Annotated in this window: 20 protein-coding genes; 15 read left to right on the top strand and 5 right to left on the bottom strand. The window is 39.9% G+C overall.

From position 1 onward, the window contains the following. Both Aru01_RS11265 and Aru01_RS11260 read left to right on the top strand, forming a co-directional pair. On the top strand, positions 1–343 hold a 343-nt coding region (locus tag Aru01_RS11265; protein ID WP_162183611.1), incomplete at its 5' end, for an ABC transporter permease. A gap of 131 nt (positions 344–474) precedes the next feature. Then, entirely contained in the window at positions 475–2,067 is a 1,593-nt protein-coding gene (locus Aru01_RS11260) for a Na/Pi cotransporter family protein (protein WP_016655954.1), read from the top strand. Between the two features lie 173 nt (positions 2,068–2,240). Here the strand turns inward: Aru01_RS11260 and Aru01_RS11255 are convergent, their stop codons facing one another. After that, positions 2,241–3,188 (bottom strand): metal-dependent hydrolase, encoded by a 948-nt coding sequence (locus tag Aru01_RS11255; RefSeq protein ID WP_016655955.1) that lies wholly within the window; start codon positions 3,186–3,188, stop codon positions 2,241–2,243. A 326-nt stretch (positions 3,189–3,514) separates the two neighbouring features. Here Aru01_RS11255 and Aru01_RS11250 point away from each other — a divergent pair, with 326 nt between their 5' ends. Beyond that, positions 3,515–4,126, top strand: a complete 612-nt coding sequence (locus tag Aru01_RS11250) for a TetR/AcrR family transcriptional regulator (protein WP_016655956.1) — start codon at positions 3,515–3,517, stop codon at positions 4,124–4,126. A gap of 18 nt (positions 4,127–4,144) precedes the next feature. Here the strand turns inward: Aru01_RS11250 and Aru01_RS11245 are convergent, their stop codons facing one another. The 3 genes from Aru01_RS11245 to Aru01_RS11235 are packed head-to-tail and all read right to left on the bottom strand — an operon-like array spanning position 4,145 to position 7,076. Further along, positions 4,145–4,915, bottom strand: coding sequence for an ABC transporter ATP-binding protein (locus tag Aru01_RS11245; protein WP_016655957.1), 771 nt, complete (start codon positions 4,913–4,915; stop codon positions 4,145–4,147). Beyond that, on the bottom strand, positions 4,912–5,937 hold the full coding sequence (locus Aru01_RS11240) for a FecCD family ABC transporter permease (protein ID WP_016655958.1): 1,026 nt from the start codon (positions 5,935–5,937) through the stop codon (positions 4,912–4,914). The genes Aru01_RS11245 and Aru01_RS11240 overlap by 4 nt, the downstream gene beginning before the upstream one ends. Beyond that, on the bottom strand, positions 5,934–7,076 hold the full coding sequence (locus Aru01_RS11235) for an ABC transporter substrate-binding protein (RefSeq protein ID WP_016655959.1): 1,143 nt from the start codon (positions 7,074–7,076) through the stop codon (positions 5,934–5,936). The genes Aru01_RS11240 and Aru01_RS11235 overlap by 4 nt, the downstream gene beginning before the upstream one ends. Positions 7,077–7,233: 157 nt before the next feature. Here Aru01_RS11235 and Aru01_RS11230 point away from each other — a divergent pair, with 157 nt between their 5' ends. The 7 genes from Aru01_RS11230 to Aru01_RS11200 all read left to right on the top strand — a co-directional run bounded on the left by Aru01_RS11230 (position 7,234) and on the right by Aru01_RS11200 (position 15,562). After that, positions 7,234–8,643 (top strand): MFS transporter, encoded by a 1,410-nt coding sequence (locus Aru01_RS11230; RefSeq protein WP_016655960.1) that lies wholly within the window; start codon positions 7,234–7,236, stop codon positions 8,641–8,643. Between the two features lie 129 nt (positions 8,644–8,772). Continuing rightward, a complete protein-coding gene (locus Aru01_RS11225) occupies positions 8,773–11,031 on the top strand; it encodes a TonB-dependent siderophore receptor (RefSeq protein WP_016655961.1) in 2,259 nt (752 codons plus the stop codon). 83 nt (positions 11,032–11,114) lie between these two features. Then, positions 11,115–12,215, top strand: a complete 1,101-nt coding sequence (locus Aru01_RS11220; RefSeq protein WP_016655962.1) for a formylglycine-generating enzyme family protein — start codon at positions 11,115–11,117, stop codon at positions 12,213–12,215. A gap of 123 nt (positions 12,216–12,338) precedes the next feature. Beyond that, a complete protein-coding gene (locus tag Aru01_RS11215; RefSeq protein ID WP_016655963.1) occupies positions 12,339–13,169 on the top strand; it encodes a siderophore-interacting protein in 831 nt (276 codons plus the stop codon). Positions 13,170–13,483: 314 nt separating this feature from the next. Beyond that, positions 13,484–14,014 carry a hypothetical protein gene (locus Aru01_RS11210; RefSeq protein ID WP_042111367.1) on the top strand — a complete coding sequence of 177 codons (531 nt, stop codon included), beginning with the start codon at positions 13,484–13,486 and terminating at the stop codon, positions 14,012–14,014. Positions 14,015–14,473: 459 nt separating this feature from the next. Continuing rightward, positions 14,474–14,971, top strand: a complete 498-nt coding sequence (locus tag Aru01_RS11205) for a hypothetical protein (protein WP_016655965.1) — start codon at positions 14,474–14,476, stop codon at positions 14,969–14,971. A 132-nt stretch (positions 14,972–15,103) separates the two neighbouring features. Next, entirely contained in the window at positions 15,104–15,562 is a 459-nt protein-coding gene (locus tag Aru01_RS11200) for a GNAT family N-acetyltransferase (protein ID WP_016655966.1), read from the top strand. A gap of 97 nt (positions 15,563–15,659) precedes the next feature. On the opposite strand, the gene Aru01_RS11195 is transcribed toward Aru01_RS11200, so the two are convergent. Next, positions 15,660–16,298 carry a TetR/AcrR family transcriptional regulator gene (locus tag Aru01_RS11195; protein WP_228128734.1) on the bottom strand — a complete coding sequence of 213 codons (639 nt, stop codon included), beginning with the start codon at positions 16,296–16,298 and terminating at the stop codon, positions 15,660–15,662. A gap of 186 nt (positions 16,299–16,484) precedes the next feature. Here Aru01_RS11195 and Aru01_RS11190 point away from each other — a divergent pair, with 186 nt between their 5' ends. The 5 genes from Aru01_RS11190 (at position 16,485) to Aru01_RS11170 (ending at position 22,729) form a co-directional block, all read left to right on the top strand. Continuing rightward, positions 16,485–18,278, top strand: a complete 1,794-nt coding sequence (locus Aru01_RS11190; RefSeq protein ID WP_016655968.1) for an ABC transporter ATP-binding protein — start codon at positions 16,485–16,487, stop codon at positions 18,276–18,278. Then, positions 18,272–20,035: an ABC transporter ATP-binding protein gene (locus tag Aru01_RS11185; RefSeq protein ID WP_016655969.1), complete on the top strand. Its 1,764-nt coding sequence runs from the start codon at positions 18,272–18,274 to the stop codon at positions 20,033–20,035. Before Aru01_RS11190 ends, Aru01_RS11185 begins: the two co-directional genes overlap by 7 nt. 5 nt (positions 20,036–20,040) lie before the next feature. After that, positions 20,041–20,985, top strand: coding sequence for an ABC transporter permease (locus Aru01_RS11180; RefSeq protein ID WP_016655970.1), 945 nt, complete (start codon positions 20,041–20,043; stop codon positions 20,983–20,985). A 65-nt stretch (positions 20,986–21,050) separates the two neighbouring features. Continuing rightward, complete coding sequence (locus Aru01_RS11175; protein WP_040331189.1) at positions 21,051–21,974, top strand: iron chelate uptake ABC transporter family permease subunit; 924 nt, start codon at positions 21,051–21,053, stop codon at positions 21,972–21,974. Then, positions 21,971–22,729 (top strand): iron ABC transporter ATP-binding protein, encoded by a 759-nt coding sequence (locus Aru01_RS11170; RefSeq protein ID WP_016655972.1) that lies wholly within the window; start codon positions 21,971–21,973, stop codon positions 22,727–22,729. Before Aru01_RS11175 ends, Aru01_RS11170 begins: the two co-directional genes overlap by 4 nt. Positions 22,730–22,732: the final 3 nt, after the last annotated feature.

The raw sequence follows: 22,732 nt of genomic DNA, 5'->3' as shown, positions 1-22,732 counted from the left end.
GGGGGCTTTGCTCACATTATTTGCGACGACTTCAATGGGGATCTATATGGCTACCATATCGAAGTCAATGCCGCAGTTTGGTTTGTTGATGATGCTAGTGTTGATTCCGATGCAAATGCTATCTGGAGGTTTGACTCCAAGAGAAAGTATGCCTGAGTTCGTGCAACAAGTGATGTTAGTTGCGCCAACAACACACTTCGTTTCTTTGGCACAAGCTATTCTTTATCGTAATGCTGGTTTTGATGTGGTCTGGCCATCTTTTCTCTGCTTAATTGCAATTGCCTCAGTATTTTTCTATGTGGCTTGGAAACGATTCAAAGACACGATTCACACAATGGCTTAATCTGTTTGAAGGGCAAGCTGTTATATTTACAGCTTGCCTTTTTTTTCAAATAAAAAATTAAAATGAATCGAGCATGTTGAAAGATTCATAAGTAAATCGTCAACGTTGTCGAATGATGTAGAGGGTATTGCATGCTGCAAATTATCGCAGAGCTATGTGGGGGTGTTGGTTTATTCCTCATCGGTATGACTTTACTGACCGATAGCCTTAAATCAATTGCTGGTAATACATTAAAAGCACTATTAACCAAGTTTACTGCAAATAAATTTAAAGCCATGCTGTCAGGGATTGGCTTAACTATTTTAGTCAATTCATCTACAGCGACGACTGTAGCAACGATAGGTTTTGTCAGTGCAGGTGCGCTCACGTTTGCACAGGCAATTGGGATTATTATTGGTGCCAATATCGGCACAACCAGTACCGGTTGGTTGGTGGCTTTTGTCGGACTCAAGTTCTCCATTTCAATGTTTGCTTTACCTTTAATTGCACTTGGGGCGATTATCAAGTTGCTGTGTAAAGATCGCTTAGCATTGTTTGGTTTAGTGATTGCTGGTTTTGGTTTGATTTTTTACGGTATTGATGTGTTACAAGCAGCAATGGCGGGTTTTTCAGAACAAAGTGATTTTACATTATTGGCTTATTCGGGCTTTTGGTCAAAAATATTACTGGTATTGATTGGCGTTGTTATGGCGATGGTTTTACAGTCGTCGACTGCCGCAATTACCGCAACCATGGCCGCATTAGCCAGTGGTGCAGTAGATTTTCCTCAAGCCTTATTTATGGTGATTGGGCAAAATGTTGGCGCAGTAAGTATCACAGTTTTGTCTGTGATTGGCGCATCAATTAATGCAAAACGCACTGTAGCTGTCAATGTGATTTTTAACTTAGTTAGTGCAGCAGTTGCTTTTATACTGTTGGCACCTGCTTTTATTGCTTTAACTCAACAGGTCGCTTATTTTCAAGACTTTGATGCTGTTATTTTACTCGCGATATTTCATACCGCCTTTAGTTTAATGGGTGCGGCTATTTTCATGCCGATGATTAAACAACTTGAGGCATTTGTGATTCGTATATTACCTGATGATTCTCCTTCGATCTTGGCATGTCTAGATGAGACCAGTTTGCAAGTTCCAAGTGCAGCATTACAGTCTGCTCGACAGGTGGTTCATTATTGTCTATTTGAGATTTTCAGTATTTTACGATTATTGATTAAAGAAGGTATATTGCCTAAACAAAAGCAGCTCGATGAACTTGACCAAGTTATTGCACAGGTTGAAGAGTATCTAGAGAAAATTGCACTGGTTGGACACAGTGAATTAAAAAAGAGTTTTTTAGCTTTATTAAGAGTAATGATCTATGTCCGTGTACTACGAAGTGATTTAGAGCATATGGAATATGGCTGCTTACTTCGTACTCAACCTATGGTATATCAGTTGGCCTTAGACTATGTCCATATTATTGATAACTATATGGAGTACGGTATGAATCTTACAGATCTAGAGTTAATTAGTCATTTAAGAGATGAGCTGAACAATTTAAAAAAATGGACCAGTAATCATCGTGCCGAGATTCGATTAAAACTCATGGAATATAGTGAAGTACATCAACTAAGTGCAGCGAAGGGACTGGAATTATTGGCTGCACAGCGTTGGATGGATCGCTTGATTGCTCACAGTTATCGTTTTTCCAATGTACTTTATGAAAGTATAGATGAGGGCCATTAATCATTATATTGTTATGAAGATAAACGATATCGTTTGATATTTAGGATAATGTGTTCTAAAAATTAAATAAATAAGTCAGTTTATATACATTACAATGTTCAACATGAAGAGCTAAGTTTTGAGCCACACTTCCCAGAGTGTGGCTTTTTTTTTCGCTGATAGATTGCGTCTGGTTAATTTTTTAATTGGCTGGCTTTTTCATTTTCATAAAATTGAGCAAGCTTGACTGCTGGGGATTGATTTAAATAGGCCAAGGCTTGTTCAGTATTTCCTTCATCAATAGGGTGGAAAGCTGGTGACATCCAACGAATTGTTGATTTGGTTAAAAAACTAAAAGTCGGGATATTTTGAGTTTTACGACCCACACTTTCAATTTCTATTAACCAGCGGATGAAGGTTTTTTTCACCATTTTTTGTATATTTTGATCAAGATCATTTGTGGCAATACTGCGCGCCGACTCAGTGAGTAAATACATAAACAGTGGAAAGATAATCGCCATTAATGCTTGGCGATAGACGTAGAATGTCGCTTTATTTGGAACTAAATGAGCAAATAAGTCGAAAGCAACGGTACGATGTTCAACTTCTTCAGCCAAATGCCAGCGGAATAAATCAGCAATGACTGGATCTGAGTTAAATTCATCCCAAGATTTATTGTCCAAACACCATTGGCCTAGAATACCTGTAAAATGTTCAATGGCTGCAATAATCCCTACACGAAATACCAACCAACGATGTTCGATAGATTTTCTTTGGAGAGCTTTCATTCCAAGTGGTTGCTCTGAGAGTAAAGAACCAAAAATTTTGTCAGCCATTTTTTTGATATGGTCAATATCGACATCATGTGAGGTTAAATACTGTTGACCCAATATATGTGCATTGGCATGGATTGCTTCTTGGCGAATAAAACCAATCACATCTTGTTTTAACTGTTCGTCAGTAATATAAGGCAAGGCCTTGTTGTACACTCGACAGAACCAAAATTCGCCAGCAGGTAATAATAGATTTACACCATTAATCATGTGTGAAGAAAAATGGTCATTAGGAATCCAAATTAAATCAGAATCGGAGAAATCAAATTTTACTTTTCTGCCTTGAATTTTATGACGTTCAGTTTGCATGAATAACTCCTTTACGTATGATGAAAACCTAATTTATTGATTCATTTCTACGTTTGTAATATTGATAAGTAGATCTAAAAAAGGAACTTAATAGTTAATTTATCTAAAAAATATTTGAGTTCAAGAAAAATGCAGCGTGAAAGAGCGAGATGTCCTTAAATGACTCGATGTTGACCTATCTATCAGGGTGTTGTGAGTGATCTGAAGCTGTTGTTGCAGAGATATTGTTTATTTAACTTGTATTATTGATACAGCTCACCTTGTAAAATTGTGGATTGCTGATGGCTCACTTATAATGTAGGCAGTCTATAAATATTCGGAACCTTATGTCATCTTCATCTCAGATCAATAAACGACGTACTAAGCCCGCAGAAGTCCGGATTGATGAGCTGATGAGTGCAGCGCAAACTTTATTCTTAGAAAAAGGTGTAGAAGCCACGACCATTAGTGAGATTATTGCGCGTGCAGGTGTGGCTAAAGGTACTTTTTATCATTACTTCGAATCCAAGCAACATATTATTGAAGCATTAAAGAAACAATATATTGAGTTTTTTATTGGGGTCTTGGATAACGCAGTAAGGCAATGTGCAGCAGATGATTGGGTAAGTCAGTTTAAGGTCTGGATTGCGACAAATGTCCAAACCTATCTAGAGACTTATCCTGTGCATGATATTGTGTTTGGTGTCCACCACCACGAACGTAAAAATAGCGAAAAGAACATGATGCTTGAGCAGTTGTTGCAGATCCTCGTTGGTGGAGAGCAAGCAGGGATCTGGTCTTTGGGACAAGCTCGATTGACCGCGCTGTTAATTTACTGCGGTGTTCATGGAGTAGCCGATGAAGCTATTGCCAATCAACTTGAAAATACGGCTGATTTTTCTGAACAAATTGCCTTGCAATATTTAAAAATGCTAGGTCATGGTGAATTAAACAAGTAAATTCTGTGAGAGACAGAGTTATAAAGCTGCTTCAACCACAACAACAGCAGGGAGTGCTGGGTTTTGAATAATTTGGGCTTGAACCCGATAAACATCTGCAAGCATTTGACGCGTAATGACTTGTTTGGGGAGACCACTGGCATAGATCTGACCATGATGCAGCACACTAATGGTATCTGCAAAGTTCAAAGAGAGATTAATATCGTGCAAGATGGTCAATATACAAATATCTTGTTCACGTGCTATGTCTTTTAATAAACTGAGTAATTCAAATTGATGATGCAAATCTAAAGCACTGGTAGGTTCATCGAGCAATAAAATTTTAGGCTGACAAATTAAAGCCTGAGCAATAGCGACTAACTGTCGTTGCCCACCACTTAAATGCTGTAGCTTTCTTGAGGCGAGTGCCTCGATTGAAAGACGTTGCAACAGATGTTCGATTCGCTCAATATCTACTTTAGAAACTTGCCAACGGCCTGATTGTTTGAGGGGAACTAAAATCGCTTCAAACACAGTCATCGTTGAAGCCATATGGGTATCTTGTGGGACATATCTTGGAAAAAGCGGATCATCTCTTTTGATTTTTGAAAGCAGCTGTTGCCCCCAAAAAATTTGACCTTGTCCTTGAATCTCACCATAGATCCGTTTTAATAGTGTGGATTTTCCTGCAGCATTTGCGCCTAATAACACATGTAAGTGACCTTGGGCTAAAGGGCCTAGACAAATATTTTTTAATACAGTTTTATTTGAATACAGTGCATCAACTGCATTAAGGCTTAAATAACTCATGATTTAACAGCTCGTACAATGAGGATGAGAAAAAGGGGAACACCTACCAGTGCAGTAACGATACCAATCGGTATGCTTTGACCTGGAACTAAGGTTTTACTGGCAACTGAAGCACAAGATAATAATAATGCTCCAGATAAAGCTGAGGCTGGTAGTAAAAAACGTTGGTCATCACCAACCAAGAGCCGAGCAATATGTGGGCCAATTAGACCTACAAAACCAATCACACCAACAAATGCCACGCAACAAGCCGCTAAAATACTACTCAGTAAAATACCTTGTAAACGTAAACGACCAACTGATATACCAAAGCTTTTAGCGCGTGCATTGCCAAGTTTTAAGGCTGTTAACATCCAAGATTGTCGAGCAAAGACAAGAAAACATCCGATAAAGAAAACAGCCATAATCGCCAGTTTGATCCAGTTACTGCGTGCCAAACTGCCCATATTCCAAAATACCACCGTTGAAATAGCTTGTTCGGGTGAGATGTACTGTAAAGCATCAGTCAGTGCGCTAAAGCTAAAAACCAAACTTGTTCCCAGTAAAATAATCATTTCAGTACTGGCTTGATGCCGATGGCTAAAATAATAAATAAAACTTGCCGCAAGCATACTCATGAGAAATGCGTTGACAGGGATCGCATATGCTAACCATTGTTCTGGTAAAAAATTAATCCCCAGAACAATGGTTAATGCTGCACCAAAACTTGCTGCAGAAGAAAGCCCTAAAGTAAAAGGGCTAGCCAAAGGGTTATTAAGTACAGTTTGCATTTGTAGACCTGCGATTGACAAACTTGCACCGACCAATATTGCGGTCAGTGCTACAGGTAAACGTATTTCCCAAAGCACCATATTGACAGCATCATCATGAGATAAACCAAATAGCGAAGTGATCACCTGCTGTAAACTATAATTTGCAGGACCTAAACTCAGCTCTGCAAAAAATGCACCGAGAGTAATCAGTCCAAGTAAAACGATCATCCATAAACGGCGTTGTACTGAGCGTTGATAATGATGACTCATGAATTTTTATCCAAATTAAACCAGTATCCCGCTTGATAGGGGATGGGAAGAAATTGTTGATGTAATTGCTGGAAATGCAATTCAGGATTTACATTGCGAAAAGCCTCTGGATAGAGCCATTTCGCAATTTGTTGCATCGCAATAAATTGATAAGGACTGTCATAAAAGGGATGCCAGAGCGCATGGACACGTTTTTGTTTTACTGCTGTTAAATATTTATAAGCAGGGCGCTGCAAAAGAGCCTGCATATTTTGTCGACTGCGTGCGATATTGACCCCAGGCCCAAGGTTAATCCATTGACCTTGTGGAGAATAAAACTTCCAATCTGCACCTGTCATAATGATTAAATCTGGATGGCTGGTCATCAGCTGTTCAGGATGAACGATGCCGTATCCTTTGATCCAACGTTCAGCAATATTCTCTGCACCAAGCTGCGTGACCAATTGTCCAAGATTGTGTCGTCCATAAGACAGGCAGCACTGTTCGTATAAACCTGCTGCACGTTCTATAAATACTTGGGGGCGCTGATGTGGTGTAGGCAGGCTGCTTAAGTTTTTTTCAATCAGATCTAAATGTTTCTGGCGAAATTGATTAAACAATTGTGCTTTGTGTTGCTGATCAAAGACTTTCCCTAGGATTTCAATACTGGGTGCGGTGTTGCGAGCATTGTCTAAGCTAAAGTCAACATAGACAATGGCAATATTCAGCTTAGCCAATGCCTTGGGGAAATTAGATTGATCAACTGTAGACTTACTGCTGAGATTAAAAATAACCACGTCTGGGTGTAATGCAATAATTTTTTCTAAATTGACATTGCTTACATCGTTATCTTTGAACGTATAGATATTGGCAAGTGTGGGGAAGCGCTGTTGATAAGCTTGATATCCAGTATAATCCGCAACCTTAAATCCATCGCCCCAAGCTTGGATTAAACGAAAAGGCTGTTGAGTCGGATTTATAACAGCGACCGCATAGGCAAGGTTGCCATTGGCTAAAATCACTTTCTGTACAGGACGATTGATTTGAATCTGTTGTTTTGCAATATCCTGAAAACGTAAAGGCTGAACAGCAGCTTGAACTGTAAAGCATAAACTGAAAAACAAACTCAATAGATAAAACAAGCATACTGATTTCTTCATAACTCATCGTCGTGTCAATTTTTAATTCGGGGCCAATGCAAGACTTCAGCAATAATCTGACTGAAATTTGCATTAAGCATTGTATATTACATATTGACCGACCGTCGGTCAATGTATAATATAATGATTCTCATTTGAGAAAGAGACAGGTTGATATATGAAAGTGATGAATAAACAGATGTATCTGATTGCCGCGCTATATATCAGTACTTTTCTATGTTTGGTGGATTTAAGTAGTGTCAATCTTGCACTGGGTAGTATTCAAGATGAATTTCATAGTGATATGGCTGACTTGCAGTGGGTTATTGATAGCTATGCACTGAGTTTGTCGAGTTTGATGTTGGCAGTGGGTGCCTTGAGTCAGCGTTTGGGCCGTAAAAGATTGTGGCTGCTGGGTGTGGGTATTTTCATGATTGGCTCTGCGATCTGTGCAGTCGCATCGCAGTTTAGTGTATTGATTATTGGCCGACTAATTCAGGGGATTGCAGGTGCTGTACTGATTCCCTTGGCTTTAGCGATTATTGTGCATCACTTTCAACAGATTCATGATCGGGCACGAGAGATTGGGAGGTGGAGTTCTTTTAGTGCTTTTTCCTTGATTGTGGGCCCACTACTTGGTGGTTTGATGGTTCATCACTTTGGTTGGCAAAGTATTTTCTGGCTCAACCTACCAGTAGGTGTGCTGACATTGTATTTAGGTTATTACGCTATTGAGGCGGATGAGAAACAGGCATTAACAGGCAGTTCTTTTGATTTTCTCGGTTTAATGTATAGCGTGATTGCTGTGGCCAGTCTGACCTATAGCATTATTGCTTTACAACAGGCGCATTTAGGATATTGGTTATTGTTGGCAATGCTCTGTTTTGTTATGGCTGCAATGGCTTTTGTTTGGCAGCAAAAACGTGCTGCTGATCCACTTATTCCGAATCATCTCTTTAGAAACAGACAGTTTTTAAGTTACAACGCCATTTCGTTTATTTTGGGTTTTGCAGGCTATAGCTCATTGTTTGTCTTTGCGCTGTTTTATCAAAATCAAGCAGGCTTTAGTGCGGCTCAAACAGGGTGGTTGATCGCTCCACAATTCCTTACTCAAGCCATTGTATCTATTGCTTTTTCAAAATTACAGCAGCGTTATGCCTTGACTCACTTGCTCTATGTTGGATTGGCAATATCGGGCTCAGCATTGTTGGCTATGTATAGCTTCCAAGTCGATTCTGCGATGCTGTATTTTGTGACGTTGAGTGCTTGGATGGGTGTTGGTATTGGTCTCATTGTGCCAGGTTCAAGTACCTTAATTATGAGTAGCGTAGCAGATGAGGATGCCAATTTTGCAGCTGCGATTTTAAATACGCTAAGACAATTAGGCATGACCATGGGGATTGCTGCACTTGGAACGGGTATGAGCCTAATCACGATATTTGCACAGCAATCTGGTTTGAGCTTGCCGCAAGCTGAGCTGATGGCATTTCACGCCGCGGTAGTCTGCATGGGTGGATTATTCTTAGCTGCTATTTTCTTTATTTACTTTAGTTTAAAGCAGAGCGCTGCTATCGAGAGCTCAACATGATTTAAACATATACCTCGTAGTGGTGGATTCGCACTACATATTAAAAGCTATTTTTTTAAACACAACCGACTGACGGTCAGTCGGTACTACTCACTCGACTTTTGATTTACTTCACTAATGGGTTAGACCATGAATTTATTTGGATTTCAGCATCAACGGCTGTACACAACATATCAATTTAATACTGCACCAAAGCGTTTAGCACTGGCCATGATGTTGGCATGTCTTGGCAATAACACTGTGCATAGTGCTGAACAAGGGGCAGAAGTAGCAGGGCAAGACCATGATCCACAGGAGCGAGTTTTACTTCCTGTGATTAAACTCACCGCGGAGAAAGAAAATAGTATTGGTCCAGTGCGTGGTTATGTTGCCAAGGATACGACCATTGGAAGTAAAACCCCGACCGATGTGCTTGAAAATCCACAGTCTGTATCTGTAGTGACACGTAAGCAAATGGATGTGCAACCTGCAACAACCACCAGTCAAGCTTTACGTTATACAGCAGGTGCGAATAGTGAGCGTTTTGGTGGATTTGGTAGTCAGTTAGATATCACTCGTATTCGTGGTATTGATGCGGATTATTATTTAGATGGTATGCGTGTCATCAGTAATGTCTCGACTTGGTCGCCACAAGTCGATGCTTATAGTTTAGAGCGTGTTGAGGTTTTACGTGGCCCATCTTCTACACTGTATGGTCAAGGTACAGGTGGTGGCATTATTAATCAGGTGAGTCGTCGACCAGAAACAGAAAGTTCACATGAGTTGTTTATTCAAGTAGGTAATTTTGATCGTTATCAAGCAGGAGTAGATAGCACAGGTGCGTTGAATGAAGATGCAAGTTTAAGCTATCGTTTTACTGCAACAGCACTTCACACTAAAACTCAGGTTGAGGATACACGGCATAAGCGTATTTATTTAGCGCCTTCTATTCGTTGGCAACCATCAGAACAAACCTCGTGGACAGTATTGGGGACTTATTCGGATGAGCCTGTGATCCCAGACTATAACAGTCTACCAGCAGTTGCCTTAGGACTAGATGGCAGTCGCTATCCGCAAGTGGATCGCAAACGTAATTTTTCTGATATCGATTTTAATGCATCATCACGTGAACAACATTCATTGAGTTCTTTGTTTAGTCATCAGTTTAATAATGATTGGGTCTTAAACAGTAACTTACGTTATATGTATATTAACTCAGACACCAAAAGAACCACAGTATACGGCTATCAAGATCGTCAAGGTGAGCTGTGGTTAGAGGGTACTTATGGCTTAGCTCCTTCCAATTCAACCACCTTGCAATTTGATAATAATCTTGCGAAAAAAATAAACTGGGGTGATTGGCAACATCATATTTTGCTGGGATTCGACTATGCAACAGGTAAGATCAATAATGACTCTTATCGTATGGACCCCGTTGCTTTTGATCCCTTTAATCCAAATGATTATCGCCCACACAAACCGATTGACTTCTCAGACAGCATGACCAATTGGCCGTATAACGTACGACAAAAATTTAATCGTTATGGGATATATGTGCAGGATCAAATTGCATTGAATCATTGGCGTTTAACCTTGGGGGGGCGCCATGATTGGTCTATTTTAAATGATGAATCACGTAGTTATTCACCTGTTTGGACGAGTCGAAAACAACATGATCAACAATGGAGTGGGCGTATCGGATTGAATTATATTTTCGATCAAGGTATTGCACCCTATATCAGTTATGCGACTTCATTCGATCCTGTATTGGGTAATGATTATTATGGGCAATCCTTTGCACCTACAGAAGCAAAACAGATTGAACTTGGGGTGAAATACCAACCAACGGACACCGCAACATTACTCAGTGCTGCATTGTTTCAACTCGATCAAGACAATGTCAAAACTTCAGATACACAGCATTTGGGTTATTGGACACAGTCAGGAAAAGTTCGTTCGCGCGGGCTAGAATTACAAGCAACAACACAATTACTCGATCAGATCAATCTGATGACCAGTTATGTCTATGTCGACAACGAGCTAACTCAAGATGCGAATTATCAAGGTAAATCATTGGCTCAGACACCAAAACACAGCGCCTCAGCTTGGATTGACTACAGCCCCCAATACAGCGTATTGCAGGGTTGGCAATTGGGCTTAGGGGTACGCTATCTGGGAGAAACCTGGGGTAATCCAGTCAATAGTTTTAAAGTGCCAGATGCAACCTTGTTTGATGTTGCAGCACATTATGACTTAGGACAATTATCAAACTCACTGGCTGGTAGTCGTTTGTCAGTCAATGCCAGCAATTTAACCAATAAAAAATATGTCGCTAGTTGTACCTCACAAATGTACTGCTTTATTGGGCAAGATCGTGTTGTAACAGCGAGTTTTAGTTATCAGTGGTAATCATCAACTTTATCTTTAACCCAGGCGTGTATTTAAAACATCACGTCTTGGCTTAAGGTAAAACTGAACAAAAGAGTATTATTATGATGATTTTAGAGCGTGATACTTTAAGACGTAAAGTTGAGCTTGAATCACAAGGTAAACAGACCGTGCTTTATACTGCCAAAGGTCAGCCGAGTTATATGAACGTCATCCCACTCATGAACTGTGAAGAACTTGGTCAGGAGTTTGGTCAAGGCCCACATCCAGCATTTATTACTAAGACTCAAGTACATTCTGAATTTTTTTATGGAACTTATGCGGGTGTGGTGAGACAAGGTGAGTTGATTAGTTTACCAAAGATGAAGCCCGCAGCACATTTGGATTTTGATACCGCCGTGCAATTGGCACGTGCAAATGGGCAGGGCTGGCATTTAAGTACCAATGCTGAGCGCGCATTTTTGATGCTTTGGTGTCAAAAACAGCATTATGCCCAGTACGGTAATACAGAAAATGGCCATAGTATTATTGATCCTACTGAGCAAGGCCAGCGTGTGGATCATGGGGATTTAGATTATCCCGCAGGAAACCCTGCAACGTATACTGGGAGTGGGCCAGATAAGTGGCGACATGATCATAGTCCGTATGGGATAGCAGATTTGTGCGGAAATATGTGGGAATGGCAAACAGGTTTACGCTTAGTTGATGGTGAAATCCAGATTATTGCCAATAACGATGCCAGTCATGCAGATTTAGCGAAAGATTCTTCGGCATGGCAGGCGCTTAATTTACTTGATGGTCGATTAATATCAGTTGGGCAGGACAAGAGTGCTAAGTATGATGCGCCAAGTGCAAATCTACAGGGCAATGCTGGGACACCAATACTGAGTCATGAAATTCTCAATTACAATGGTCCATTGGGTGAGCTGGGGCATCCGTCTGGTTTAATGGATGGGGAGTTTCAACAGATTACTTGTACAACTGGCCAAGTCATTGCACCGATTTTTAAATACCTAGGATTATTTCCAAATCAAGCAGGACACGATCAAGCTCAAGTCTATTTAAGAAATTATGGTGAACGTATTATGCTTGCAGGTGGTGCTTGGTATTCGGGGCATGCCGCAGGTTTAGCAGCATTATGTTTGAGTCATAGTCGACATCATCAAAGTTTAAGCACTGGTGCAAGACCTGCCTGTATTTTATGAGACATTGAGAATGTCTTTGATTGTTAATGTAAATGATAATCATTTTAAAAATATGTGTTATGCTTGAAATTATTGTCATCTACATGGCAATAGCGTTAAAACAGAGTAAAAGGCGAGCAATTTATGAATGAACAGCAAACTGATCTACTGCAACAAGAAGATCATATGAGCGGTATGCAACATACACAAATGACAGTGACTGCATTAACACAGCCCTATAGTTCAATCGTTCGCTTACGCGCAAAAGTGGTGACAGAGCATTTAGAACTCTGGAGTTTACCGAACTTGGCGATCCGTATTGATGTTGAGCAACAGCAAAATGGTCGCCCAATTTCAAGGATCTATACTGTCCGTCACTTCGACCAGAACACACAAGAAGTTGAAGTTGATCTGGTGCTTCATGGGAGTGAAAGTCCAGCGATGAAGTGGTTACATCGTATTGAAGTTGGTTCAACGATTGCTTTGACAGGACCGCGAGTACATGTCAATCCCCGTTGGGATGCACAGAAAAAATGTATTATTTTAGCTGATGATACTGCATTGCCAGCGGTCTATGCCATGTTGCAGCAGTGGCCTGAGCATGCTCAAGCTGAGATCTTTATAGCAACAGCTGAACCTGATCTTCTCAATGAATTACCGCAGCTAAGCAGTGTAAATTATCATTTGGTGCAGCCAGAAGCTGCGCAGCAAAAATTATTTGAAGCATTTAAACAAATAGAGCAACCAGCACAAGTGACCTTATGGGCTGCATGTGATCGACTTCAGGCCCGTCAAATCCGTGAATATAGTCTTAAACAGTTAAAGCTTGAAAAAGAAGATGTTCGTGTTTTTGGATATTGGAAAGCGGGTGTGAGTAGCTCCGTGATCGATGACGCTCGAGTTGAACACTATAGTAAGTTGGTTGAACAGGGCAATGGACTCAAAGAGTTTGATGACCTAGATGTACAGATTTAGTCTCTAGACTTTGCATCAGGATCATGTGCGAATTAATTTGGCATGATCCTAAGCGTATTTCTCTCTCTTTATCCTCACTTAGAATGAGTTTTTCACGATGTTTATCAGATCATCATTCTAGCAAAATTAGTCCAGTATTCATCGAAGGGTTAGAACTCACAACTAGAGAGAAAAGTATTTTAAATAAATATGGAATTCTTTAACTTGGATTGAAGGTGAAGTTGCAGTGTCAATTTGCTGTTTTATTGAAGCAAATTTCAATATGCTTAATTATTTAGAAATCTTTTTAACATATGCATGTGATGAACTTGACGATGAGTGATATTCAACGATATTTAAATGAGCATTTTTTGGTAGCACTTAAACCAACCCACAATTGGTTTTTTGTGAAAAATAATCTCTTTAAAGTTGATCTAAATTGGTTAAATAGTTTGGATGAAGACAAAAAATTTAATGTAGTTGAGGCATATTTCTATACCAATATTTTTTACGCAAGCTATGAATGTGAATACCGCTCTAAAAAATATAAATTAGTGATTGATGTATATATTAAGCCTAAGCTATTAGGTGAAACATATGTGGGATTTGAATATGAGCTTGGATTTAATCTTTTTAAAATGGAAAAAAAGACAAAGATACTGGAAAGCATAGAGTTCCTGGTAAAGCAGATAGATGATGTTGTAACGATCATGAATCATATATTTTTAGCTGCTTCACTGGATTTAGAAGAAAATATTCAAAACAATACACTTCAAATAGCGAAGAAGCTTGAATCCTTTGTCGGTCAACATCAATTAGGTGAGGTAATCAATGATGATGATTTGAGTGAAATATGTGGGAATTAAAAAAATGAGTCAGACGTAAAGTGATTCAGTGAGGTAAATTGAGTATGAAATTAAAGTTTTTGAAACATATCAGGGAAATTAAATAAACTGAATGTGCGTGAGCTTATTTTTCTTAACGCACATAGAAAATGTTGTGTAAAAGCAATTGTAGACTTCGAACATAAAGTAAAGATAAGGCCGGCAAGAGAATATGAGTTTTTTGACTGAGTCATAATGGTGGTGTGCCAAAATCCAATTGCTTAAATGATTTTGTTTTTGATTGTTTTTTAGTATCTTAAAGCTAGTTTTTGATGATATTGGTGACAGTTTAAATTAGGCATGGTGTGTTAGCGACTCGATGTAATAAGGATTGAAGAGAACAATAATGAGCAGCAGAAAGGTTGATAAAAGTACTTTATAGAAAAAAACTCTTTTAAAAGCTCAGTAATGGATATCTTAAAAAGTAATAGGTTTAACGCGATGCAGTTTTATACAATTTATCCATGTGAAGATGTCAATCGGGACTTTTCTTTTGACTTAAAAGGCAATCAGCGTCGAATAATCGATTTTTTTAAATTTGATGAAAATAACGGTTTTTTAAACTTTCCAACAATAAACCTAACATATGATGAAGAGTTGAGTGATTTTCTTGAAGATACTCTAAGTTATGATTTTTACTACTCTTCTTCAGGAGTTTTATTATTCTCTAAAAGATTTTATGAACAATTAAATCAGCAGTTAGCATTAGAGTGTGAGTTTTATAAGTGTTTAATAAATGGGGCTGAGTCTGATATTTATGCCTTAAGAATTAAAAATAAGATGTCTATACTTGATCAAGAAGAGAGACCCAAAAGTGATATTCACTTAAGCTATATCGTTAAAGATGATGAAAAGCCATATATTTATATGGTGACAGATGCATTTATTCAATTGGTCGATGAATATAATTTAAAAATGAATTTCTTAGCATTTTGTTGAGGTTCAACGAAATCCTCGTATTTGTATCTACTCCATCAAAGCTCCACAATCATTAAATCAAATCTCCATAAAACTTAATTAAACTATGTGATCAGTTGAGATGATGTGATGTTCATAGAGAGTTAGGTGTTCATGGAAATAGTTAAATTAGCAGATTTTCCACAGTATTTATTGGTAGCAGCTACATGGTTTGCTGAAAAATGGCAGTTACCTGTAGAGATTTATCAAGAAAGTATTCAACAATCGATCGCAGAAAAAATCGGAATTCCACAGTGGTATATTGTGGTTGATACAGAACAAAGAATTGTTGCTGGATGTGGCGTAATCGACAATGATTTTCATGAAAGAACAGATTTGACTCCAAACTTATGCGCACTTTTTGTCGAAGATGAATATCGCGGAAAAAATATAGCAAAACAATTGCTTGATGCTGTACGTGAAGATTTTGCAAAGATGAATATTGAGAAGTTATATTTGATCACTGACCATGAGCATTTTTATGAAAAATGTGGCTGGCAATTTTTAACGATGGTCAAAGAAGAAAGTGGCGAGCAAATTCGTATGTATGAAGCGCAGACGAGTTTGACTTAAGCTCGACTTAGTTCATCACAGTATTTAATCAGTTTTTGGGTGCCTGCGACTTGGCAGCAGGCACTCTTTTTTATTGTCCAGAACAACATTAAACTGGCTATTTTTTTTCGTTCAACATGCTCAGCGCACCTATAATAAGCGCTTGCATACTTTGAATAAATTCAGATTCCATCTCAGCCTCTTCATCAGCACGCTCAGTGTTTTTAATTGGCTCTTTACCTGCAACTGAATAAATCGTATCTGCAACCGCAATACAATGAAAGGCAATTGTTGAATCTAACCAGCGTGCCTGTTCGATGCTTAAATTATAAGCATTTGCGACAATTTTATGATGTTGCTCAATTTTAGCGATCATCGATGGTGTCGTTGCAAGTCGGCGAATTAAATATGGGGTCAGTCCTGCATTGGATTTGACCAGTTCTCGAAGTGAATGCATAAACACAATCATATAATCATGCAGTGAAGTAGATGGAACACTCTCTGGTTCTGGTATATGCCAACGTAAAAAAATTTCCTCAGCAATCAAATACTTTAATTCTTCAAGGCTAGAAATATGCTTGTACAAAGCCATATGGCTGACACCAAGTGCCGCTGCAACGCCCACAAAAGTAATATTTAATAAACCGATTTCGATACCGGCATTCATGATGCGTTCATGGGTGATCGTGCGAGGTCTTCCGCGAGAAACCTGCTTGGTGAGCGTGGGCATATTTACTCCTAAATTTAATTTTTGCATGTTGCCATGTCATTGAAGATGGGTCAAATCCGTTTACTTTATTTAATTAGTTTACTACAATGCAACTAAATCTATTGATAGAGATTCTCATTACCGTTTGTGTTTAGTCAAGTGAATTATTTGATTCAATTCGGCGGTGAGGGAGGAGTTCTAACCTGAATGATCAACCACAGGACGCCTAGTGTTATGAGTGAACGTGATGCAAAAGAACAGCGACCCAAGCAAATCACTGCATTGAGCCGTATATTGGATCCGATACGAGTACAACTCATTTTTTCGGCATTATTGTCTGCACTTGGGGCAATGTTGAGTTTGTTACCTTTAGCGTTAATTGCTGGCTTAGTTCAAGCTATTTACTTAGGGACTCATACACACTTTTTAAGTGACTCAACGAATATGATCACTTTAGCTATTGTTGGTTTGGGGAGCTTATTATTAGGCGTGCTGTCTATCACTGTGGCTGAATTCGTTGCACATATTGCTGATCATAAAATTACAGGGCAGCTTCAGCAACAAATAGCAAAGCAGCTCACCCAAGTCCCATTGGGGTGGTTTAGTCAACGTAGCTCTGGTGAAATTAAACAAGCGATGCAGGATGATATCGGCTTATTGCATAGTTTAACTGCACACTTTTATCCAGCTGTGGGTCGAGCTGTGGGTGCAATGGTCAGTGCTGCGATCTATCTGTTGATCATGGATTGGCGCTTAGCGTTGATATCATTTTTACCTTTTCTGGGTTTTTTACTTTTCTTAAGACATGCCATGAAAAGTAGTGAAGCGCGTATCCCTGATTTTGCATCACAGTTAGGTCAAATGAACAGTGCAACTGTTGAATTTACAGCAGCGATGCCTGTGGTCAAAACCTTCGCACAAAGTGGTCAGGCTTCAAGTGGTTATCAGCATGCTGTAAATGCATTTGCACAAGCATTTCGAGAGTTTACACGTCCATTAGTGAAATCAATGGCACATGCTCATGCGATGGTTGCGCCAATTACAGTATTGGGTGTGGTGATCTTTTCTGCTGCAGTCATGAGTTATATGGGCTGGATAGAAGCTGTTGAAGTACTTCCTTTTGTCTTGGTTGCACCTGCAATTTGTGCACCAGTATTGCTCTTACATACCTTACTGCATGATTTACAGGGTAGTCAGGCAGCCGCACAGCGTATCTTAAATTTATTGGAAACGCCTATTTTAGTTGAGTTGCCAGCTGATCAAGGCGCTCATATTCAAGACAGTACCGTTCAATTTGAGCAAGTGAGCTATGCCTATGCAGAGCAGAACGTTCTAACAGAATTTGATCTAACAATGAAGCCTGGCACAGTCACCGCGATTGTTGGGCCTTCTGGTGCTGGTAAATCTACCATTGCCCAGCTTTTATTGCGATTTTTTGATCCGACTACAGGTGTAATACGTCTAGGTGGGGTCGATATTCGGCAGATGGATAGCTGTAGTTTGTATCAACATATAGGTTTTGTATTACAAGAAACACGACTGATCCATGCAACGATTGCAGAAAATATTGCATTGGGGCGTGCCTTAGCAACCCAAGATGAGATTGAGACAGCTGCAAAGGCTGCCAATATTCATGAACGTATCATGGCTTTACCAAAACAATATCAGTCCGTGATTGGAGAGGATTTACAGCTCTCTGGTGGTGAACGTCAACGAATCAGTATTGCACGTGCAATTTTACTTGATCCACCTGTGTTAGTCCTCGATGAAGCGACTGCAGCGGCTGACATTGACAATGAAATTGCGATTCAACAGGCCTTAGCTCAGTTTGCTCAAGGTCGTACTTTATTGGTCATTGCGCATCGTTTGGACAGCATTATGCATGCTGATCATATCGTGGTGCTTGATCAAGGTCGTATTGCAGAGCAAGGCAAACATCATGCGCTATTAGAGCAACAGGGACTGTACGCACAGCTATGGTCACATGCAACTCACCAGCCAAGATCTGAAGGAGAAGCCACATGTTAAGAACTTTTTCTCAATTATTGGGTGAAGATCGTTTTATTTTCTATCGTTATATAGGTTTAACAGTGCTCTATGCCGTGCTTTGTGGCCTAAGTATGGTTTTACTTGCCATGTTATTGGCACAGGTTTTACACGGAAAACATGATCAGATCATAACATTTTTATTGTTGATGATACTTTGTATCGCGGTGTGTTGGGGACTACGTCGTGTGGTTGAACAAAAGGGTATCCAAGTGGGGATTACTGTTTTATCGGGTGCTCGATTGCGTTTGGGTGAGCATGTTGCAAGCCTACCAGTAGGCTGGTTCAACCAAAAAAATAGTGCACAGTTTAACCATATTGTCAGCCAAGGCATGATGGCCGTTGCACAATTACCTGCACATGTCTTTACACCGCTCATCACCAGTTTAATTACCCCCATCGTTATTGTTGTTGCGCTGTTTTTCTGGTCTCCAATACTGGGTCTGATGGCTTTGATTGCTTTACCGATTTTTGCTTTTATATTTTGGTTAAGTGCGAAAATTGCTCGCTATACTGATGCAACTTATCAAGAAAACTTTGCACAGACGAGTCAACGGATTGTTGAATTTGCTCAAGCACAATCAGTTTTTCGTGCCTTTAACGGTGAGGGCAATAGCCGACGTTTTCTAGATCAAGCGTTTGATCGGCAGCGTCGTTCAGCCTTTAAATTGATAATGTTGTCTTCAAGTGCAGCAGTACTCAATACATGGGTAATTCAAATTGTATCTGCACTTTTATTGATACTCACTTTGTTTGGATTAACCGTTACGCCTTTTGACCAAATTTTACTGAGTGAGTTAATTGCTACAGTCGTATTGCTAGTTTTACTTTGCCGGTTTATTGAAGCGATCACTGAGGTGGCAAGCTATAGCGAGGTACTCCGAGGAGCTACAGCGCAGCTTGCTGCAATCCAAGCTATTTTTGATGAAAAAGCATTAGCAGAAGTCAGTGTAACGCAGACTTTAGTGGATCATTCAATTTGCTTTAAAGATGTTTACTTTAGTTATGACCAAGAGAGCACACAGGTATTACAAGGGCTTAATTTAAATATCGCCTCTGGCAGTATGACTGCTCTGATTGGTGCTTCTGGTTCAGGTAAAAGTACGGTTGCTAAGTTAGCAGCGCGTTTTTACGATGCAGATCAAGGTCAGGTCACCTTGGGAGGTGTGGATGTTAAACAACTTCCTTATGCACAGCTCACCACACAGATTAGTCAGATTTTTCAGGACAACTATTTGTTTGCAGGCAGTATTGCCGACAATATGCGAATAGGTCGATCTGACGCAAATGAAGCAGAAATGTTAGCAGTACTCACGCAGGTTGGGCTCGGTGAGATGATCGCTGATCTACCGGATGGACTGAACACCTTAGTGGGTGAAGCTGGTGCTCGTTTGTCAGGTGGTGAACGCCAGCGTATGGCAATCGCCCGTGCGCTGATCAAAGATGCACCCATTTTATTGGTTGATGAGGCGACTGCTGCCTTAGATACACAAAACCAAGCGATTATTTGTGAGGTGCTTAATCGTTTACGTGGTAAGAAAACCATTTTAGTGATAGCACATCAGCTTTCAACCATCAGAGCTGCTGATCATATCGCAGTATTACATCAGGGTAGCGTGGTTGAACAAGGCACAGTGACAGAGTTAAGTCAGCTAAATGGGCATTACCAGCATTTTGTAGAAAAAAGCCATCATGTGCAAGGCTGGAAAATTACTGGTTCTATGCAGGCAGAGGTTTAACACCTATGCCACGAGCACTTTTTCTGCTGTTTAGCGTGTTATGTCTGTTGTCATTATTTTTGGGGGCACAGCAGCTACAGTGGTCAGATTTACTTAACTTTTCGAGTGATACTTGGTTAACCCTAACAGCAAGTCGTCTACCTCGCTTATTTGCCATTATTTTAACGGGGATTGGACTTGCGGTTTGTGGAGTAATTTTACAACACATTGTACGCAACCGTTTTGTGGAAGCAGGTACAACGGGTGGTTTAGATGCAGCGAAGCTCGGTATTTTGGTGGCATTAACCGTGCTACCAAATGCCAATATGATCAGTAAGATGCTATTTGCATTGATATTTTGCCTTATTGCCAGTTTGATTTTTATCGCGATAGTTCGTCGAATTCAATTTCGTAATAGTCTTTTAATTCCAGTCATTGGTTTGATGTACGGCAGTATATTGGCTGCTTTAGCTGAGTTTTATGCTTATCAAAACAATATGTTGCAGAGCATGCAGGGCTGGTTACTTGGAGACTTTTCTCGGGTAGTCCAAGGGCATTATGAATTGATGTACATCATTGTACCGATGGTTATCCTCAGTTATGTATTTGCACAGCGCTTTACTGTACTTGGCATGGGCGCGGATACAGCCTCAAGTTTAGGTTTGAACTATAACGCGATGGCTGCGATCGGTCTGTTGATTGTGGCAACAACAGTCTCGGCAAGTGTGATTACTGTAGGCGCAATTCCTTTTGTTGGCTTGGTTGTGCCCAACTTAGTCGCGCTGAAATATGGTGAGAACCTGAAAAAGACTTTGCCGATTGTTGCTTTTGGCGGGGCCAGTTTATTGCTGCTCTGTGACATTATTGGTCGTTTTATTCTGTATCCCTTTGAGGTGCCTATTGCGCTAACGGCAGGTGGTGTTGGGGGATTGTTATTTTTGATCCTGATTTTTAAAAGGATGCGTACATGAATAAAACAACTCATTTAAAGGGAGCGTTTTTGAGCATAAACAACTTTAAAGCTAAATATATCATCATGATTGCTCTGGTTTTTTTGTTGTCCGTGTTTTTCATATTCTTTCAATCGAACATGGATTTTGACTACGTTATTCCACGGCGTTTACTCAGGCTAGCAACCATTGTACTTGCAGGAATCTGTGTCGCATTCTCTGCCATTATTTTTCAGACCTTAGTGGGTAACCGAATTTTAACACCTGCTGTCATGGGCTATGAGGCAATTTACTTACTGTGGCAAGTCCTGTTGTTATTTGTGTTTGGTACTCAAGCACTGCTATGGCTTGGGTTAAATGGCAACTTTTTCTTATCCGTATTTTTAATGTTGCTCTACTCATGGGCGGTGCAACATTGGTTACTTCGGCATGCTAAACAGGATGTATTTCAACTGTTGTTGTGTGGTTTGGTCTTGACCATGTTATTCACCACGCTAACCCAATTTATTCAACTCAAAATTAGTCCTGGAGAATTCTCTATTTTTCAGGGGCTCAGTTATGCCTCTTTTAATCGGTCACAGCCTGAAACATTACTTTATGCCAGTGTTGCTGTCGTTGCCTTGGGCTATTGGGGACGTAAAAGTCTGCCTTTACTTGATGTATTGGTCTTAGGGCGTGAGCAAGCAAGTACTTTAGGGCTTGATCATCAACATTTAGTTAAAGTGTATTTCGCTGTGATCGCTGTATTGGTTGCGATCTCCACCAGCTTGATTGGTCCAACTGCATTTATGGGAGTTTTTATTGCCAATATTGCCTATGCACTTGCAGGAAGTTATCAGCATCGCTGTACTTTAACGATGGGAAGTATTGTTGCTATCGCAGTTTTTTTAATTGCTCAGTTATTGGTTGAGCATATTTTTAACTATAAAACCACGGTCAGTATTTTAATTAATCTGATCTGTGGGGTGTATTTCTTGCTACTGACAGTGCGTTTGAGGGGAGTGACATGATTACTGCACGTAATATTCATAAAGCATATCGAGGTAAAACCGTACTCGATCAAATTGATATTGAATTTCCTTCTCAGCAAGTCACTTCTTTAATCGGCCCTAATGGTGCGGGAAAGTCAACGTTGCTGATGATGTTGGCACATCTATCTGAGCCTGATCAGGGGGAAGTTGTGTTGGATCAACGCAGTATTACCCAAATCAGTAAAGCTGAGTATGCTAAAAAAGTGGCAACTTTACGTCAATCACCAGGATTGAATCTTCGTATGACCGTAGAAGAGTTAGTCGCTTTTGGTCGTTTTCCACATAGTCGTGGTCACTTAAACCAAAAAGATCAACAGATTATTGATGAGTCTTTAGATTTTCTGGACTTACAAGCACTACGCCATGCCTATGTCGATGAACTCAGTGGTGGGCAGCGTCAAATGGCATATCTGGCGATGACCATTGCTCAACAAACAGATTTACTGTTGCTTGATGAACCTTTAAACAACCTTGATATGAAACATGCAGTGCAGTTGATGCGCGCACTGCGCAGGCTCTGTGATGAACAAGGCCGTACAGTGATATTGGTAATACATGATATTAATTTCGCAGCGAATTATTCAGATCATATCGTGGCACTTAAACAGGGCAAGTTATGTTTTAGCGGGCCAACTCAACAGGTGATTACCGCAGAACTTTTAGGTGATTTATATGAGCTAGATTTTGTGATTAACCACAGTGAACACGGTTATGTCTGTAGCTATTTTAATTGATCG

Origin of the sequence: Acinetobacter rudis, assembly GCF_000829675.1 — a bacterium.
GTDB lineage: Bacteria > Pseudomonadota > Gammaproteobacteria > Pseudomonadales > Moraxellaceae > Acinetobacter > Acinetobacter rudis.
Note: the sequence above shows the minus strand (reverse complement) of the source record. Positions and strands in the feature narration are given on the sequence as shown.

What these genes read in the sequence shown, in the direction of transcription:
- Aru01_RS11230 (WP_016655960.1), top strand. Translation starts at nt 7,234, where the DNA reads ATGAAAGTGATGAATAAACAGATGTATCTGATTGCCGCGCTATATATC.
- Aru01_RS11250 (WP_016655956.1), top strand. Translation starts at nt 3,515, where the DNA reads ATGTCATCTTCATCTCAGATCAATAAACGACGTACTAAGCCCGCAGAA.
- Aru01_RS11180 (WP_016655970.1), top strand. Translation starts at nt 20,041, where the DNA reads ATGCCACGAGCACTTTTTCTGCTGTTTAGCGTGTTATGTCTGTTGTCA.
- Aru01_RS11255 (WP_016655955.1), bottom strand. Translation starts at nt 3,188, where the DNA reads ATGCAAACTGAACGTCATAAAATTCAAGGCAGAAAAGTAAAATTTGAT.
- Aru01_RS11245 (WP_016655957.1), bottom strand. Translation starts at nt 4,915, where the DNA reads ATGAGTTATTTAAGCCTTAATGCAGTTGATGCACTGTATTCAAATAAA.
- Aru01_RS11200 (WP_016655966.1), top strand. Translation starts at nt 15,104, where the DNA reads ATGGAAATAGTTAAATTAGCAGATTTTCCACAGTATTTATTGGTAGCA.
- Aru01_RS11220 (WP_016655962.1), top strand. Translation starts at nt 11,115, where the DNA reads ATGATGATTTTAGAGCGTGATACTTTAAGACGTAAAGTTGAGCTTGAA.
- Aru01_RS11240 (WP_016655958.1), bottom strand. Translation starts at nt 5,937, where the DNA reads ATGAGTCATCATTATCAACGCTCAGTACAACGCCGTTTATGGATGATC.
- Aru01_RS11175 (WP_040331189.1), top strand. Translation starts at nt 21,051, where the DNA reads ATGATTGCTCTGGTTTTTTTGTTGTCCGTGTTTTTCATATTCTTTCAA.
- Aru01_RS11170 (WP_016655972.1), top strand. Translation starts at nt 21,971, where the DNA reads ATGATTACTGCACGTAATATTCATAAAGCATATCGAGGTAAAACCGTA.
- Aru01_RS11185 (WP_016655969.1), top strand. Translation starts at nt 18,272, where the DNA reads ATGTTAAGAACTTTTTCTCAATTATTGGGTGAAGATCGTTTTATTTTC.
- Aru01_RS11260 (WP_016655954.1), top strand. Translation starts at nt 475, where the DNA reads ATGCTGCAAATTATCGCAGAGCTATGTGGGGGTGTTGGTTTATTCCTC.
- Aru01_RS11235 (WP_016655959.1), bottom strand. Translation starts at nt 7,076, where the DNA reads ATGAAGAAATCAGTATGCTTGTTTTATCTATTGAGTTTGTTTTTCAGT.
- Aru01_RS11190 (WP_016655968.1), top strand. Translation starts at nt 16,485, where the DNA reads ATGAGTGAACGTGATGCAAAAGAACAGCGACCCAAGCAAATCACTGCA.
- Aru01_RS11225 (WP_016655961.1), top strand. Translation starts at nt 8,773, where the DNA reads ATGAATTTATTTGGATTTCAGCATCAACGGCTGTACACAACATATCAA.
- Aru01_RS11210 (WP_042111367.1), top strand. Translation starts at nt 13,484, where the DNA reads ATGAGTGATATTCAACGATATTTAAATGAGCATTTTTTGGTAGCACTT.
- Aru01_RS11195 (WP_228128734.1), bottom strand. Translation starts at nt 16,298, where the DNA reads ATGCAAAAATTAAATTTAGGAGTAAATATGCCCACGCTCACCAAGCAG.
- Aru01_RS11205 (WP_016655965.1), top strand. Translation starts at nt 14,474, where the DNA reads ATGCAGTTTTATACAATTTATCCATGTGAAGATGTCAATCGGGACTTT.
- Aru01_RS11215 (WP_016655963.1), top strand. Translation starts at nt 12,339, where the DNA reads ATGAATGAACAGCAAACTGATCTACTGCAACAAGAAGATCATATGAGC.